Raw genomic sequence first — 15,568 nt, forward strand, 5'->3', positions numbered from 1 at the left:
CCGCACCGGGTCCGTCCAGCGTGCCCGATCTGGGTCACAGGAGTGTTACAAGGATTTGCTGCGTGATGTGCAGGGCAACTGGTCCGGGCCTGCTTCACCGCTGCAGAAGCGTTCGACGGGCAGTTTCCCGGCCGGCTCGCTCAGGCGATTGCGGCCCTGCTTGTCGCGGTTCAGGTCGAAGGCGTCGTAGAGCGTGCCGCTGGCAGTGAAGCTGCGCACTTCAAGGCGCGTCGGCAGCACCTCGACGGTCTGGTACAGCTGGGTGTCCTCGGCGCTGCGGTCCGGCTGCCGGCGGGCGCGGTCGTTGAGGCCGTACATCTTCGAACCGGCCACCGAAACCATGTACACCGGGCCCTGGACCTTGCCGGCGGCGCGCGCCTTCTTCGCTGCGGCACGCCCGTTTTCGTTGCTAACGCGGCTGTAGCAGTGATCGTGCCCCTGCAACACCAGGTCCACCTTGTAGCGCTCGAACAGCGGTTTCCACGCTGCCTTCAGCGGCCCGGTGTCCTCCGGACGAGCGCAGGTGAACAGCGGCTGGTGGGTGACCACGATCTTCCAGCGTGCCTGGCTTTCCTTCAGACGCTGTTCAAGCCACTGGCTCTGCCGGTCGAGGGTGTCCAGGTCGAGGGCGGCCGTGCCGTCGAGGACGATGAAGCGCACGCCCTGGTAATCGATGAAATAGGTGGTGCTTTCCAGTCCCTTCACGCCGTTACCCGGCAGGGCGAACTGTTTCGCCCAATGCGGGCCGAGCACACGGCCTTCGCTGCCATCGGGGTTGAGGCTGTCCACGTATTCGTGGTTGCCGGCGGCGACCACTTGCGGCACTGCGGCGTAGTGGAAGCCGCCGGCCTGGTTCCATTCGCCCCATTCGTCGTCGTGCACCAGGTCGTCGCGCTGCGAGGTGAGATCGCCCGCATGGACCACCAGCGCCGGGCTGGCGGTGGCGTGCAGGGCCTGGCGCACGCTGCGCGAGGCAATGGAGAGAATGTCGTTCTGTGTGTCACCCAGGTAGATGAAGCGGAAGGGCTTGAAGCCCTGGGCGGCGGTACGCAGCTGCAGCCATTCGCTCCAGCCTTCGGCGCCCTTGACCCGGTACACATAGGGGGTGTCTGGTTGCAGGCCGGCGAGACGTACCTGGTGATACCGGGCTGCACCGTTTTCCGTGTCCAGCGGTTGGCTGCTGCCTTCGACCAGGGTGGCGCGTTTTTCCAGTTGCGGGCCGTCCAGCGCCGGCGCCAGTTGCAGATGGCTGCTGGTCTGGCGGCTGTCGGTACGGAAGGTCACGGCCATTTCCCGGGCGGGATTGGCCCCGGGAGTCAGGACAATGCGGTCGGCCAGGCCCGTGGCGGCATAGGGCGCGCCAGGGGAATGGGGCAGGGGTTCGGTGGCGGTGGCGCTGCCGATGCAGGCGGCGAGGGCGAGGGCCAGCAGGCTCGGGCGGTACATGGAGGATCCTTGATCGGTGGGTTCTGGCGGCCAAGGAAACAAAGGCAAATGACGCTTGGGTTACAGGGTGGGGGGTCTATTTGGACGCTGGGAGATGTGAAAAAAATGGTGGATCTCAAGGCCACCGCGAACCCTGTGGGAGCGGGTTCACCCGCGATTACGGTGGTGGCTTCACTATTGCAATCGCGGGTGAACCCGCTCCCACAGGGCCCTTAGTGTTCTTGAAAGGGGGTCATATCAGGTCAATTCCCCGGGAAAACCACCCGAAAATGCCCCGATCCGGCCGCCCTGGACATTCCTGTCACAGATCTGCCACACACCCGCCCTAGCGTGCCCCTCAGTTTCCGCCCCGGTGTGGCGGACCGACTTCAGGGGAGCAATAACGTGGCAATCGTCAGATTCAAGATCAGCCTGCTCGGCATGGCCATCGCCGCCAGCCTGCCGGCCTTTGCCGAAGACAAGGTGGAGCACGTCAACGTTGTCGGCCAGGCCGCGAGCCTGGACCAGGCGCTGAAGGAGCAGAAGGCCTCGGACAGCATTCGCAGCGTGGTCCACGCCGACGCTGTCGGCCAGTTGCCCGACGATAACGCCGCCGAAGCCCTGCAGCGGATTCCCGGCCTGTCGGTCGAGCGCGACCAGGGCGAAGGGCGTTTCGTCAGCGTGCGTGGCATCGGCCCGGACCTGAACAGCGTGACCATCAACGGCACCCTGCTGCCGGCCCCGGAAGCCGACCGTCGCGCCGTGGCCCTGGACGTTCTGCCCACCGAACTGGTGCAGTCGCTGTCGGTGGTCAAGTCGCTGACCCCGGACATGGACGCCAACTCCCTCGGCGGTACGATCGAGGTGGAAAGCCTTTCGGCCTTCGATCATCCGGGCCTGTTCTATACCGCCAGCGGCGAAGCCAGCCATGACGAGAACACCAGCCAGACCAGCCCGAAATTCTCCGGCGCCTTCAGCAACAAATTCAGCCTCGGCGACGGTATCGATAACTTCGGGGTGGCCGCAGCGTTCAGTTGGCAGCAGCGCGATTTCGGTTCGGACAACGTCGAGACCGGCGGCGCCTGGGACTTCGATGGCGACCAGGCGCGCCTGGAAGAGGCCGAGCAGCGCGATTACCGCATCCGTCGCGAACGCACCGGCGCCGGGCTGAACTTCGACTATCGTCCGGACGATTTTTCCAGCTACTACCTGCGCACCCTCTACAGCCGCTTCAAGGACACCGAGACCCGCAACGCCGCCGGGGTCGAGTTCGAAGATCCGCAAGCCTCCGGCGAGCGCGGTGACGGCGAGGGCTGGCGCGCCCTGAAGTCCCGCGAGGACACCCAGGAAATCCAGTCCTATGTATTCGGCGGTGAACGCCTGATCGATGCCTGGACCCTCAGCGGCCAAGCCGGCTTCAGCCGGTCCAGCGAGAACGACCCGGGCGGTATCGCCAATGCCAGGTTCGAAGGCGACTTCAGCGGCATCGGCTTCGATGGCACGCGCAAACCACGCCTGGGCACGGGCGCTGACTTCTACGACGCGGACGCCTTCACCCTGGACAAGGTGGAATGGGAAAAAGCCAACTCCACCGACGAGGAAAAGAACCTGCGCCTGGATCTGGCCCGTGACTACGACCTGGCCGGCAATGCCTCCCAGGTGAAGTTCGGCGCCAAGGCCAGCCGCCGCGACAAACGTGCCGACACCGACGTCTGGGTGTATGACGATTTCGACGACGTGACCCTGGCGGGCTACCAGAGCGGCAAGGTCGATTACGTCCTCGGGAACTTCGGCAACGGCATCAGCGCCGGGGCGATCAAGGGCCTGATCGGCGGCATGGACCGCGATGCCTTCTACGACGAGGAAGAGTCGCGGATCAACGACTTCAGCATGCGCGAAGACATCAACGCCGCCTACCTGATGAACACCGTCGATATCGACGCCTGGCGCCTGATCGGCGGGGTGCGCTACGAGGGCACCGAATTCGAGGCCAAGGGCACCGGCCTGCGCGATGGCGTCTACAGCCCCAACGAAAGCCGCAAGCGCTACGACCACTGGCTCCCGGGCTTGCATGCACGCTACCAGTTCACCCCGCAGACCCAACTGCGTGCGGCCTGGACCAACACCGTGGTGCGCCCGACCTTCGGCCAGCTGGCGCCGGGCTTCATGATCGACGACAGCGAAGGCGAGGCCAGCTTCGGCAACCCGAACCTCAAGCCGCTGGAATCGATGAACCTCGACCTCGGCATCGAGCACTACATGGGACGTGCCGGCACCGTCTCGGCCTTCCTGTTCTACAAGGACATCGACAATTTCGTCTACAACACCGACCTGGCCGGGACCGGCGAGTGGGTCGACTTCGACGAGGCCAAGACCTATGCCAACGGCAGCAGCGCCAAGCTGTACGGCCTGGAACTGGCCTACTCGCAGAAACTCGACTGGCTGCCGGCGCCCTGGAACGGCTTGCTGCTGGGCGGCAACCTGACCCTGAGCAAGTCCCGCGCGGACATCGAAGGCCAGGGCCTGACCCGGCGCATCGACTTGCCGAACCAGTCCGACACCGTCGGCAACCTGACCCTGGGCTGGGAAGACGACAAGCTCAGCCTGCGCCTGGCGGCCAATTACAAGTCGAAATACCTGGCGGAAGTCGCCGCGGTGGACGACAAGGCCCACGACCTGTACTCGGACGACCAGCTGTTCGTCGATTTCAAGGCCGGTTACTTCCTCACTCCGAATCTGCAGCTCACCTTCGAGGCGCAGAACATCACCGACGAGTCCTACTACACCTACACCGGGCGCTCGCGCTTCAACTCGCAGTACGAGGAATACGGCCCGACCTACAAGGTCGGCCTGACCCTGACCCACTTCTGACCGCCAGCCGAGACCCGAACATGTTCAATGCAAGACCTTTCACCTTCGCCGGCGGCCTGCTGCTGTCCCTGGCGCTGTCCCAGGCCGAGGCTGCCGCGCCGCTCCTGACCCTCGGCGAGCGCCTGCCCGGCAGTGTCGAGAATGCCCGACTGTTGGCCAGCGACGGCTTCTGGCCCGGTGCCGACCGTGTGGTCGCCGGCAAGCATGGCCTGCAACTGCTCAAGGCCGATGGCCAGGTGCTGAGCCAGCTGGATGGCCGCTACAAGGGCCTCGACCTGCGCAGCGGCCAGCACGCGTTGCTGGTCGCCAGCGTCGATACCAAGCGCCAGCAGGCTTTGCTGGTGCAACTGCACAGGGACACCGGCTGGAGCACGCCGCTGTACCTGCCCAAGCGCGATTTTCCCGTCGAGGGCCTGTGCCTGTATCGCGACAGCGCGCGCAACAGCTTCGTCTTCCTGATGGGCGCGGAGGGCGTGGGCGAGCAGTGGCTGGTGGCAACCGCGGATCAGCCGTTGAGCGAAGCCCGTCGCGTTCGTGGCCTGAGCCTGCCGCCGCTGAGCGAGCACTGCCAGGGCGACGATAGCGGCGACAGCCTGTTCGTCGATGAACAGAACGTGGGTTGGTGGCGCTATGGCGCGGCGGCCGAGGCGCCGCTGCAACGGCGCCCGGTGGACCTGCGCGCGCCGTTCGGTGCCATCGCCAAACGTGCCGCCGGCATGGCCGTGGTGCCCGGCGGCCTGCTGGCCCTCGACCCGCTGGCCGGAAACCTGCACCTGTACCGCCAGACCGGCGCCGGTTGGAAAGCCGAGGCGAGCCTGCCGCTGGCCGCTCTCAAGGAACCCGAGCAACTCAGCGTGCGCCGCGACGCCAAGGGCCTGGACCTGCTGATCGTCGATGACGAAGGCCAGCGTCGCGCCCGGCTCGATTGGGACCTGCCGCTGGCCAAGGTCGCCGCGCCGGTCCCGGTCTTGCCGGCCCGCATGCAGACCGAGCCGGTGCCGAGCTTCGGCGATGCGGCGGACGATCCGGCGATCTGGGTCAATGCCGCCAACCCGCAGCAGAGCCGGATCCTCGGCACCGACAAGAAGGGCGGGCTGCTGGTCTACGACCTCGCCGGCAAGCAGTTGCAGGACCTGCGCGCCGGCCGGCTCAACAACGTCGATGTGCGCAACGGCTTCAGGCTCGGCGAGCGCACGGTGGACCTGGCGGTGGCCAGCAACCGTGATCACAACAGCCTGCAGCTGTTCGCCATCGAGCCGCGGACCGGCGAAGTCAGCCCGCTGGGCGAGGTTGCCACCCCGCTCAAGGACATCTACGGCCTGTGCCTGTTCAAGGACGCCGGCGGAGCGATCCACGCCATCGTCAACGACAAGGACGGCAGCTTTCTGCAATACCGCCTCGGTGCGGCGCAAGGCCTGGTCCAGGGCGAGCTGGTGCGCCGTTTCGCCACCGCGACCCAGCCGGAAGGCTGCGTGGCCGACGACCGTGGCCAGCGCCTGTTCATCGGCGAGGAAGACAAGGCGGTCTGGACCCTGGATGCCCGCGCCGACGCCCCCACCACGCTTGAAAAAGTCATCGCCGTGGGCGGCGCGATCAAGGCGGATATCGAAGGCCTGGCCTTCTATCACGGCCAGAAGCGCGACTACCTGGTGATCTCCAGCCAGGGCAACGACCGTTACGTAGTGGTCGAGGCCGCAGCGCCGTATCGCCTGCGTGGTGCCTTCGCCATCGGCCTGAATGCCGAGCGCGGTATCGACGGTGCTTCGCAGACCGACGGTCTGGAAGTCACCTCGGCCAACCTCGGCGGGCCGTGGAGCCAGGGCCTGCTGCTGGTGCAGGACGGCCGCAAGCGCATGCCCGAAGGGCGGCAGAACTTCAAGGCGATTGCCTGGAGCCAGGTAGCCGAGGCGCTGCAGCTCGATTGAACCGCTGTCATCAGCCGGCAATACCGGTGTCATCCAATTACACGACGCCCCGCCCGGCGCGGGGCCAAGGAGCAAGAACATGCACGCAAGCGAACCCATGAGCATCTGGGGCCTGGTCAGCGACGCCAGCCTGGTGGTGCAGGCAGTGATGGCCTGTCTGGTATTGGCCTCGCTGCTGAGCTGGTACCTGATCGTCCAGCGCGGCTGGAGCCTGGGCCGCAGCGAAAAGGCCTCGGACGGTTTCCTCCAGCGTTTCCGCGCCAGCGGCGACCTGGCCCAGCTGTACCGCGAGAGCCAGCCGCACACTGCCGAAGGCGATGACCAGACGCCGTTGCAACGCCTGTTCGTCGACGGTTACCAGGCCTTCGCCCAGTTGCAGCGCCAGCCGCAGATCGAACACGGCGCCGTGCTCGAAGGCGTCGAGCGCAGCCTTCAGGTATCCCTCGCCGAGCAGGACGAGCGCCTCGACAAGGGCCTGGCCTTTCTCGCCACGGTGGGCTCGGTGAGCCCTTATATCGGCCTGTTCGGCACCGTGTGGGGCATCATGAATGCCTTCCTCGGCCTGTCCCAGGTCCAGCAGGCGACACTCAACACCGTGGCCCCGGGCATCGCCGAAGCGCTGATCGCCACCGCCATCGGCCTGTTCGCGGCTATCCCGGCGGTCATGGCCTACAACCGCTTCAGCGCCCGCGGGCAGATGCTCAGTGCCCGCCAGTACGCCTTCGCCAATGAACTGCTGGCACGCCTGCACAAGCGTCTGCACTGCACCCCGAGCATGGCCGCGGTGGCCTGAGAAGGAGTTTTCCGATGTTGCTCAAACCCCAGCGCAAGCACGCTGTGAAGGCGGAAATGAACGTGGTGCCCTACATCGACGTGATGCTGGTGCTGCTGGTGATCTTCATGGTCACCGCGCCGATGCTGGTGCAGGGCGTCAAGCTCGAACTGCCCAAGGTCGCCGCCCGGGCCATGCCCGCCGACAGCGAGCGGCAGGTGCTGACCCTGTCGGTGAAGGTCGATGGCGGCTTCTACTGGAATGTCGGGCCGGACCTCAAGCTCGACGGGCAGAGCGATAGCGCGGTCAGCCTCGAAGAGATGCGCGACAAGGTCGGGCAGATCATTGCCGAGCGCGGTGACACCCAGGTCTATGTGCGTGCCGACCAGGGCGCCGACTACGGGCGCGTGGTTGCCGGGATCGCCGAGTTGCAGCGCGGCGGGGTGAGCAACCTGGGCCTGATTACCGAGGAGCCTTGAGATGAATGCGATGAGTCTGCCGCTGCCCGCTGCGGGGCCTTTCGTCACGCTGCCGCAATGGCGCGTCAATGCCGGGGCCGCCGGGGTGGCGGTGGCTCTGCATGTGGTGTTGGCGGTGGCCTTGCTCGGGCATGGCTACACCCCGCGCTTGCCGGCTCCGGTGGTACCGGTGATCACTACGCAGTTGATCAGCGTGCCGGTGCCTGAGCCAGTGGTCGAGCCTATGGTTGCACCAGAGCCGCCTGCGCCGGCGGCGGTCGAGCCTGCACCGCCGGAAAGGGTGAAAGCCCCGGCGCCGGTGGTGCCGAGCGAGGCGGAGCTGGCGTTCAAGCGCGAGCAGCAGCGCCAGAAGCAGGAGCGGGTGGCGGAGCAGAAGCGCCAGCGTGAAGAGAGCCGCCAACGCCAGGAGCAGCAGCGACAGGAACAATTGGCGCGGGAAACAGCCGAGGCGCGGCTGGCTGAGCAGCGCCTGGCTGCCGAGCGCCGGGCGGCGGATGAGCGTGCCCGTGCCGCAGCGGCGGCGAGCCAGCAGTACCTGCCGATCACCAAGAAGGCTCCGGACTATCCGCAACGGGCGCTGGACAAGGGCATCCAGGGGGATTGCACGGTGAGCTACACCGTCGATACCCAAGGGCGGGTTCGTGATCCACAGGTGGTGGAGGGTTGCCATCCGTGGTTTGCCCAGCCATCGTTGCAGGCGGCGCGCAGCTTTCGGTACCAGCCGAGGATCGTGGATGGCAAGGCGGTGGAAGTGCCCGGGATCAAGAACACCTTCCACTACAACATCGAACAAGGCTCACGGTAGAGGGTGTTGCTGATGGCCTCATCGCTGGCAAGCCAGCTCCCACAGGTCCAGCGGTGCACCCGGTCCCTGTGGGAGCTGGCTTGCCAGCGATGAGGGCCTCAAGGCAAGGTCGCAGGTCGCAGGTACTCAGGCTGCAAGGTGTTGAACCAGAACAGGATCATGCTCACCAGGATGGTCACCAGCACCAGCAAGCCGACGCCCCACACGGAAGCCGCATAGAGGAACCCCTTGTCCTGGTTCAACCGCATGAACTTCGGCAGGCCCACGAACAGCAGGTAGGTGGCATAGGCTCCGGCCGCGATCAGCGCGGCCACCGCTAGCCAGCGGCTGGGATAGAGCCCGGTAATACCGGCCAGGAAGTAGGGCGTGGTGGTGTACGCGACGAAGCCGATGCATTGGTTCAGGGTTGGCCGCGCTTCGAAGGTTCGCGACATCCAGCGGATAAAGCCGCCCATGATCAGGGTGCCGAGGAGCATGGTGAGGTACAGCAGCACCCCGAGTTGCAGTCCGCTGGCGACACTCACCCGTACCCGGTCGCCTTCGGCCAGGCTCCAGCCGGTCCAGGTGACCCCGATGAACAGGCAGATCGCCGGGAGCAGCGCCCAGAGCAGCAAGTGCGGAAGGTACTGACGCGGCTGCCGTTCTTCTTCGCTGCGGATGTCGACCCAGGCGTAGTCCGGGTGGGTGAGCAGTTTGACCAGGTGAGCTTTCATCGGAGCGATCTCCTGTACGCAATGAACATCTGGAAACGACGCAGGTTTGCAGTGTTCCTTTTTTGTCCGCTTCGGGCGCCGAATGGTCGTCAGCGTGCCGGTGGTCGTGTCCGGGGATCTTTTCGTCAAGCGCAGCGGTCGGTTCTGCATCCCCCATCGATGGAGAACAGCCATGGCTGACAGCAAGCACCCCGGCGCCGCACCCGACCAGCAGATGCCCGGCGAAGTGGAACGGGATAACGACGCCCGCCGGCCAGATGAACCCGGGCATGGCAAGCGCGATTCCACCGCGCAGGAACATGCCAAAAGCCACAGCGGTGCCCCTGGAAAATCCTCGGGTTAAAAGGTTTTATTGATTGAAATGGTTATTTCGATATGCCACGAAAGTTCAAAGGAGTTGCTGAATTGTTCGCTGTGGCAGTAACTGTTAACCGGTCGTCAGTTATTCACGAATAATGACCGGGCTTGTTGGCGGAAACAATCCTGGGCGTTAGGCTCAGCAGGGTACTTAAATTAAAAACGGGCACAGGAGTGTGGTCATGAAATATCGCGGAAAGCATTATTGGGCCTGGGCCGAAGCACCTTTGATGAGCCGATCCCATGAAGAAGTGCTGGAAGGCGGTGAAACCGTCGATGTGCAGGTGCGCCTGTCCCGGATAGGCGCAACCCAGTTGTTCATAGGCGTCTATTCTGCGGCTGGCACGCTGCTGGTCGAGGAAATCTACGATTCCCGCCCGGGTGAAACCATGACCCGGGCGATGAATTGGGGCGCGGCGCGTGCGCGGCAGCTGGCCGGTGTTTCGGTCGGCATGGGCATGGCAGCGGCGGTTTGAAGGGGCGTCATTAGTTAGCGCAACAGTTAATTGACTGACTGCTGCGCAATAAAATTTGAACCCGGATCCGCAGGCGATGACCCAACTTTGAAACAGCCCTGTTTCAGGAGAATCATCATGTCGGATCCGGTCAGCTATTTCTGGATCGCTGTTGCGGTCATCATCATCCTGGTGGACCTTTGGGCCATCGTCAGTATCTTCCGAAGCGACAAGCCGGACGGGGTCAAGGTGGCCTGGTTCGTCGGTATCGTGTTGTTCCCGGTGCTCGGGTTGATTGTCTGGGGCATCTGGGGGCCCCGCGGGATCAAGGCCGGTACCGGGCCAAGTTCGCCGGAGCACAGCAAGGGTTGAACGGGGTGAGCGACTGATCTGCATCCAACTGTACACCCAGCAACAGCAGCCCAACATTTTGCTGGCCGACCAGCCGGTAAAAGTGTTGGGCTTTTAATTCAAGCTATTGAAAGTAAAGGTTTTTATCTGTTGGCATGGGATATGCGATAGCCCTCTGGTCATCGCATTCCAGGATTCAACCTCCCATGTCCACACCTGCCGTTTCCGCCCTTTACGACATCCGTCAACCGGACGCCCATATCATCCGCGACGATGCCGAAGCGATCGCCGTTGCCCACCGTATCGCCGCGTTGCTGCGCGAAGGTGCCGCCGAGCGCGACCGCCAGCGCCGGGTGCCGGCCGATGTGGTCGATGCCTTTTCCAATAGCGGCCTGTGGGGCATTACCGTGCCCCGTGCCTACGGGGGCGCCGAGGTGTCTTTCGCCACGCTGGCCCGGGTGATCGCCATCGTTTCCGCCGCCGACCCGTCCCTCGGCCAGATCCCGCAGAACCATTACTGCCTGCTGGAGGACATCCGCCTGCAAGGCACCGAGGAGCAAAAGCGCTTCTTCTTCGACCTGGTGCTCAAGGGTCATCGCTTTGCCAACGCCCTGTCGGAGACCGGCGGCAAGACCGTGACCGACATCCGCACCCGCTTGGTCGAGGAGGGCGAGGGCTATCGCATCGACGGGCGCAAGGGTTACTGCACCGGCTCGCTCTACGCCCATTGGATCGGCGTCCTCGCCCTGGACGGACAGGACCGCGCGCAACTGGCCTTCGTCGAGCGTGGCACGCCGGGGCTGGTGGTGGTCGATGACTGGGACAGCATCGGCCAGCGCACCACCTCCAGCGGTACCGTCATCGCCGATGGCCTGCGCGTGCCGGCCTTCAATCTATTTCCCAGCTACCGCTCCTATGAAGTGCCGACCCTGGCCGGACCTTTCGCCCAACTGACCACCGCCGCCATAGACGCAGGTATCGGCCGCGCCGCACTGGACGACACCATCGCCTTCGTTCGCGAGCATGCCCGGCCCTGGGTGGACGCGGGGGTGGAAAAGGCCGGCGATGACCCGCTGACCATCATCCAGGTCGGCGCCCTGGAAATCCGCCAGGAAGCCGCCGAGGCCCTGCTCGAGCGCGCCGGCTGGGTGCTCGACGCGGCCAAGCCGGCTCCAGACGAAGACAACGTGGCCGCCGCCTCGGTAGCCGTGGCCAAGGCCAAGGTGCTGACCACCGAAGCCGCCATCGAGGCGACCAACCGCCTGTTCGAACTGGGCGGCACCCGATCCTCCCTGGCCCGGCACAACTTCGACCGGCACTGGCGCAATGCCCGGGTGCACACCCTGCACGACCCGGTGCGCTGGAAATACCACCTGGTGGGCAACTGGGCGCTGAACGGCATCAAGCCCGCCCGGCATGACTGGAACTAGGGGCCGGCCATGAGCAAGCAGATCCGTCTCAATGCCTTCGCCATGAATACCGTCGGCCATCTGTCCCCGGGCCTGTGGCGCCATCCCCGCGACCAGTCGCGGCGCTACACCGACATTCATTATTGGGTGGAACTGGCCAGGACCCTGGAGCGTGGATGCATCGATGGTCTGTTCATCGCCGATGTACTGGGGGTCTATGACGTTTACGGCGGCAATGCCGACGCGGCCCTGAGCAGCGGCGCCCAGGTGCCGGTCAACGATCCGCTGCAACTGGTCCCGGCCATGGCGGCGGCCACCGAGCACCTGGGCTTCGGGGTGACCGCCTCGGTGTCCTTCGAGCATCCGTTTCCCTTCGCCCGGCGCATGTCCACCCTCGATCACCTGACCAAGGGCCGCGCGGGCTGGAACATTGTTACCTCCTACCTGAGCAGCGGTGCGCGCAATCTTGGCCAGCGCGAACAACTGTCCCATGACCAGCGCTATGCCCTGGCCGAGGAATACCTGCAGGTTTGCTACAAGCTGTGGGAAAACAGTTGGGAGGAAGACGCGGTCCGCGCCGACCGCGACAGCGGGGTGTATGCCGATCCGGCGAAAGTGCACGGCATCGAACATGAGGGCACCTACTTCAAGGTTCCCGGCTTCCACCTCAGCGAGCCGTCGCCGCAGCGTACCCCGGTACTCTACCAGGCCGGCGCTTCAAGCCGGGGCCGGGCCTTTGCCGCAGCCAACGCCGAATGCGTGTTCGTTGCAGCACCGAGCAAGGCGGTGCTGAAGAAGCAGGTCGCCGACTTCCGTGCCGCAGCCGTGGCTGCCGGACGCGCGGCCGAGGATATCGTCATCCTTGAACAGTTGACGGTGATCGTCGCCGAGACCGACGAGGCGGCCCTGGCGCGCTTGCGCGAGTACCGCGAGTACGCCAGCGCGACCGGGGCGCTGACCCTGATGTCGGGCTGGACCGGGATCGATTTCTCCCGCTACGCACCAGAGCAGATCCTCAAGGAAGTACCCAGCGATGCCATCCAGTCGGCGGTCGAGGCCTTTACCCGGGCCGACCCGACGCGCACCTGGACCACCGCCGAAATCGCCGACTACTGCGCCATCGGTGGCGACGGTCCGGTGCTGGTCGGTTCGGCCCGGACGGTGGCCGACCAGTTGCAGGAATGGGTCGAGGAAACCGGCGTGGACGGCTTCAACCTGGCCAGCGTGGTCGCCCCGGAAACCTTTATCGCCGTGGTCGACCTGCTGGTGCCGGAGTTGCAGGCCCGTGGTCTGTTCAAGCGTGAGTACAGCGAGGGCACCTTGCGCCACAAGCTGTTCGGCCAGGGCGACCGCCTGCGCGCGCCGCATCCCGTAGCGGCATTGCGCCGGGAGCGCGGGCAATGAACGAGTTGCTGGTCAACCTGAACTGGAGCGAAGTCGGCCAGGCCAGCCTGGAAACCCTGAGCATGCTGGCCGCTGCCCTGGGGTTTACCGTGCTGCTGGGCCTGCCCCTGGGTGTGCTGCTGTACCTCACCGGGCAGCGCCAGTTGCTCGCCAGCCCCGGCCTTTACCGGGTGATGTCGCTGGTGGTCAATGTGCTGCGCTCGCTGCCCTTCATCATCCTGCTGATCGTGCTGATCCCGGTCACCACCTTGTTGACCGGCACCTCGCTGGGCGTACGCGGCACCATTCCGCCGCTGGTGGTGGGCTGCACGCCGTTTTTCGCGCGGCTGGTGGAAACCGCTCTGCGCGAGGTCGATCGCGGCTTGGTGGAAGCCAGCCAGGCCATGGGCGGCAGCACCTGGCAAATCATCCGCTACACCCTGTTGCCGGAGTCACGCACCGGACTGATCGCGGCGGTGACGGTGACGGCCATTGTCCTGGTCGATTACACCGCCATGGCCGGGGTGATCGGTGGCGGCGGGCTGGGCGACCTGGCGATCCGCTTCGGCTACCAGCGGTTCCAGACCGATGTGATGGTGGTCACCGTGCTGCTGCTGATCCTGCTGGTGCAGGCCCTGCAGATGAGCGGCGACCGCCTGGTGCGGCACTTTACCCGACGTTGAAATCCGTTTTTTTACAGTCCATTGGAGTCAGAACCATGTTCAAGCAGTCCCTGGCGGTCCTGGCCGCCGCACTCATCAGTTTCTCGGCACATGCCAATGAAAGGCTCACCGTCGGTGCCACCCCGGTGCCGCACGCGGAGATTCTCGAATTCGTCAAGCCGGTGCTGGCCAAGGAAGGCGTTGACCTGGATATCAAGGTGTTCACCGACTTCATCCAGCCCAACCTGCAACTGGCACAGAAGAACCTCGACGCCAACTACTACCAGTACCGGCCGTTCCTCGATGATTTCAACAAGACCCGCCACACCGACCTGGTGCCGGTGGTGGGCGTGCATATCGAGCCCTTCGGTGCCTACTCGACCAGGATCAAGGACCTCAAGGACCTGCCCGACGGCGCCAGCGTCGCCATTCCCAACGACCCGGTGAATACCGGTCGGGCCCTGGTGCTGCTGCACGAGGCCGGGTTGATCAAGCTCAAGGACCCGAGCAACACCCTGGCCACCCAGCGCGATATCGTCGAGAACCCGAAGAAGCTGAAGATCCGTGAACTGGAAGGCGCGCTGCTGGCGCGAGCGGTGAACCAGGTGGACCTGGCCTTCGTGTTCGCCAACTACGCGCTGGAGGCCGGAATCGACACCAGCAGTGCGCTGATCGTCGAGAAGGGCAAGGACCTGTACGTCGAGTACCTGGTCGCGCGGCCGGACAATATCCAGGACCCGGGCATCCAGAAGCTGGCCAAGGCGTTGAACACGCCCGAGGTCAGGCAGTTCATCCTGACCCGGTACAAGGGGCAGATCGCGCCGGGGTTCTGAGCCTGGATCTTCATCTGCCTCGAGGGCCTCATCGCTGGCAAGCCAGCTCCCACAGGGACCTTGTGGGAGCTGGCTTGCCAGCGATTGGCACTCAGCAACAACACAACAATCCCGGACCCGCCCCATGACCAGCTTCCCCCGGAAACCCTCACCACCCATCTGCACCTCCAGGGCATCGGCAAGCGCTACGGCAACCTTACCGCCCTGGCCGATATCGACCTGCATATCCAGCGTGGCGAGATCTTCGGCATCATTGGCCGCAGCGGCGCCGGCAAGTCCTCGTTGCTGCGCCTGATCAACCGCCTGGAAACCCCCAGCGCCGGCCAGGTCCTGATCAACGGCCAGGACATTGCCCGGCTGGGCAGCGCCGAACTGCGTCCGCTGCGCCGCCAGGTCGCGATGATCTTCCAGCACTTCAACCTGCTGTCCACCCGGACCGTGGCCGGGAACATCGAGCTGCCGTTGCAGATGGCCGGCGTGCCCGCTGCGCAGCGGGCGCGGCGAGTGGAGGAACTGCTGACCCTGGTCGGCCTCCAGGAACGCCGCGATGCCTGGCCCGCGCAACTGTCCGGCGGGCAGAAACAACGCGTCGGCATCGCCCGGGCGCTGGTGCTTGAACCACAGATCCTGCTCTGCGACGAAGCCACCTCGGCCCTCGACCCGGAAAGTACCCAGGCAATTCTGCAGTTGCTGCGCGATATCAATCGCCGCCTGGGCCTGACCATCGTCCTGATCACCCATGAAATGGAGGTGATCCGCGACCTCTGTCACCGTGTAGCGGTGCTCGAGCGCGGGCGGGTGGTAGAGCAGGGCGAGGTCTGGCGGGTGTTCGGCGATCCCCGGCACGAAGTCAGCCGCCTGTTGCTGGCGCCGTCGGCACATCAGGAAGAGGTCGAGGCCGCCGGGGAGCGGGTGCTGGAGCTGCATTACACCGGCGAACACGGCCTGGAGCCGGACCTGGGGGCGTTAAGCGAGGCACTGCCAGGGCTGCGCTTGTTGCAAGGGGGTGTGGAGCGGATCCAGGGCAGGGCGCTGGGGCGCTTGCGGGTCGCGGTCAGGGACGGCGACCTGCAGCGGGTCAAGGGGTTGGCCGATCGGGTGGACCTGATCCGATAGTGTTGTACAGAG

General features: G+C 65.1%; 15 protein-coding genes. 13 read left to right on the forward strand and 2 right to left on the reverse strand.

Features of this window, described 5'->3' with window-relative positions; all coding sequences use genetic code 11:
* Window positions 1–45: 45 nt before the first annotated feature.
* Window positions 46–1,446, reverse strand: a complete 1,401-nt coding sequence (locus CSV86_RS08455; protein WP_009400895.1) for a purple acid phosphatase family protein — start codon at window positions 1,444–1,446, stop codon at window positions 46–48.
* Between the two features lie 420 nt (window positions 1,447–1,866).
* Between CSV86_RS08455 and CSV86_RS08460 the strand changes: the two genes are divergently transcribed.
* From CSV86_RS08460 to CSV86_RS08480, 5 genes are all read left to right on the forward strand, one after another.
* Entirely contained in the window at window positions 1,867–4,296 is a 2,430-nt protein-coding gene (locus CSV86_RS08460) for a TonB-dependent receptor (RefSeq protein ID WP_051032706.1), read from the forward strand.
* Window positions 4,297–4,316: 20 nt separating this feature from the next.
* Window positions 4,317–6,221: a phytase gene (locus CSV86_RS08465; protein WP_009400897.1), complete on the forward strand. Its 1,905-nt coding sequence runs from the start codon at window positions 4,317–4,319 to the stop codon at window positions 6,219–6,221.
* A gap of 79 nt (window positions 6,222–6,300) precedes the next feature.
* Complete coding sequence (gene tolQ / locus CSV86_RS08470; protein WP_009400899.1) at window positions 6,301–7,014, forward strand: protein TolQ; 714 nt, start codon at window positions 6,301–6,303, stop codon at window positions 7,012–7,014.
* Window positions 7,015–7,028: 14 nt separating this feature from the next.
* Window positions 7,029–7,472, forward strand: coding sequence for an ExbD/TolR family protein (locus tag CSV86_RS08475; RefSeq protein ID WP_009400901.1), 444 nt, complete (start codon window positions 7,029–7,031; stop codon window positions 7,470–7,472).
* A gap of 1 nt (window position 7,473) precedes the next feature.
* Window positions 7,474–8,277, forward strand: a complete 804-nt coding sequence (locus tag CSV86_RS08480) for an energy transducer TonB (RefSeq protein WP_009400903.1) — start codon at window positions 7,474–7,476, stop codon at window positions 8,275–8,277.
* A gap of 98 nt (window positions 8,278–8,375) precedes the next feature.
* On the opposite strand, the gene CSV86_RS08485 is transcribed toward CSV86_RS08480, so the two are convergent.
* Entirely contained in the window at window positions 8,376–8,990 is a 615-nt protein-coding gene (locus CSV86_RS08485; RefSeq protein ID WP_009400906.1) for a Yip1 family protein, read from the reverse strand.
* Window positions 8,991–9,162: 172 nt separating this feature from the next.
* Between CSV86_RS08485 and CSV86_RS08490 the strand changes: the two genes are divergently transcribed.
* The 8 genes from CSV86_RS08490 (at window position 9,163) to CSV86_RS08525 (ending at window position 15,556) form a co-directional block, all read left to right on the forward strand.
* Entirely contained in the window at window positions 9,163–9,333 is a 171-nt protein-coding gene (locus CSV86_RS08490; RefSeq protein WP_009400908.1) for a hypothetical protein, read from the forward strand.
* A gap of 196 nt (window positions 9,334–9,529) precedes the next feature.
* Window positions 9,530–9,823 (forward strand): hypothetical protein, encoded by a 294-nt coding sequence (locus CSV86_RS08495; RefSeq protein ID WP_009400909.1) that lies wholly within the window; start codon window positions 9,530–9,532, stop codon window positions 9,821–9,823.
* A gap of 117 nt (window positions 9,824–9,940) precedes the next feature.
* A complete protein-coding gene (locus tag CSV86_RS08500) occupies window positions 9,941–10,174 on the forward strand; it encodes a PLD nuclease N-terminal domain-containing protein (protein ID WP_009400910.1) in 234 nt (77 codons plus the stop codon).
* A gap of 185 nt (window positions 10,175–10,359) precedes the next feature.
* Complete coding sequence (locus CSV86_RS08505) at window positions 10,360–11,583, forward strand: SfnB family sulfur acquisition oxidoreductase (RefSeq protein ID WP_009400911.1); 1,224 nt, start codon at window positions 10,360–10,362, stop codon at window positions 11,581–11,583.
* A 9-nt stretch (window positions 11,584–11,592) separates the two neighbouring features.
* Window positions 11,593–12,966, forward strand: a complete 1,374-nt coding sequence (locus CSV86_RS08510; protein WP_009400912.1) for an LLM class flavin-dependent oxidoreductase — start codon at window positions 11,593–11,595, stop codon at window positions 12,964–12,966.
* Complete coding sequence (locus CSV86_RS08515) at window positions 12,963–13,628, forward strand: methionine ABC transporter permease (protein WP_009400913.1); 666 nt, start codon at window positions 12,963–12,965, stop codon at window positions 13,626–13,628. Before CSV86_RS08510 ends, CSV86_RS08515 begins: the two co-directional genes overlap by 4 nt.
* Window positions 13,629–13,663: 35 nt before the next feature.
* The gene (locus CSV86_RS08520; protein ID WP_009400915.1) at window positions 13,664–14,440 is read left to right on the forward strand and encodes a MetQ/NlpA family ABC transporter substrate-binding protein; all 777 of its coding nucleotides are present in this window, start codon (window positions 13,664–13,666) and stop codon (window positions 14,438–14,440) included.
* 84 nt (window positions 14,441–14,524) lie between these two features.
* Window positions 14,525–15,556: a methionine ABC transporter ATP-binding protein gene (locus tag CSV86_RS08525; protein WP_376699737.1), complete on the forward strand. Its 1,032-nt coding sequence runs from the start codon at window positions 14,525–14,527 to the stop codon at window positions 15,554–15,556.
* Window positions 15,557–15,568: the final 12 nt, after the last annotated feature.

It is taken from the genome of Pseudomonas bharatica CSV86, from assembly GCF_000319305.2.
Lineage (GTDB): Bacteria > Pseudomonadota > Gammaproteobacteria > Pseudomonadales > Pseudomonadaceae > Aquipseudomonas > Aquipseudomonas bharatica.

Bases quoted from the DNA above. Each gene is read 5' to 3' on its own strand.
- CSV86_RS08490 (WP_009400908.1), top strand. From the start codon at position 9,163: ATGGCTGACAGCAAGCACCCCGGCGCCGCACCCGACCAGCAGATGCCC.
- CSV86_RS08465 (WP_009400897.1), top strand. From the start codon at position 4,317: ATGTTCAATGCAAGACCTTTCACCTTCGCCGGCGGCCTGCTGCTGTCC.
- CSV86_RS08495 (WP_009400909.1), top strand. From the start codon at position 9,530: ATGAAATATCGCGGAAAGCATTATTGGGCCTGGGCCGAAGCACCTTTG.
- CSV86_RS08460 (WP_051032706.1), top strand. From the start codon at position 1,867: ATGGCCATCGCCGCCAGCCTGCCGGCCTTTGCCGAAGACAAGGTGGAG.
- tolQ (WP_009400899.1), top strand. From the start codon at position 6,301: ATGCACGCAAGCGAACCCATGAGCATCTGGGGCCTGGTCAGCGACGCC.
- CSV86_RS08485 (WP_009400906.1), bottom strand. From the start codon at position 8,990: ATGAAAGCTCACCTGGTCAAACTGCTCACCCACCCGGACTACGCCTGG.
- CSV86_RS08480 (WP_009400903.1), top strand. From the start codon at position 7,474: ATGAATGCGATGAGTCTGCCGCTGCCCGCTGCGGGGCCTTTCGTCACG.
- CSV86_RS08455 (WP_009400895.1), bottom strand. From the start codon at position 1,446: ATGTACCGCCCGAGCCTGCTGGCCCTCGCCCTCGCCGCCTGCATCGGC.
- CSV86_RS08475 (WP_009400901.1), top strand. From the start codon at position 7,029: ATGTTGCTCAAACCCCAGCGCAAGCACGCTGTGAAGGCGGAAATGAAC.
- CSV86_RS08505 (WP_009400911.1), top strand. From the start codon at position 10,360: ATGTCCACACCTGCCGTTTCCGCCCTTTACGACATCCGTCAACCGGAC.
- CSV86_RS08510 (WP_009400912.1), top strand. From the start codon at position 11,593: ATGAGCAAGCAGATCCGTCTCAATGCCTTCGCCATGAATACCGTCGGC.
- CSV86_RS08500 (WP_009400910.1), top strand. From the start codon at position 9,941: ATGTCGGATCCGGTCAGCTATTTCTGGATCGCTGTTGCGGTCATCATC.
- CSV86_RS08515 (WP_009400913.1), top strand. From the start codon at position 12,963: ATGAACGAGTTGCTGGTCAACCTGAACTGGAGCGAAGTCGGCCAGGCC.
- CSV86_RS08520 (WP_009400915.1), top strand. From the start codon at position 13,664: ATGTTCAAGCAGTCCCTGGCGGTCCTGGCCGCCGCACTCATCAGTTTC.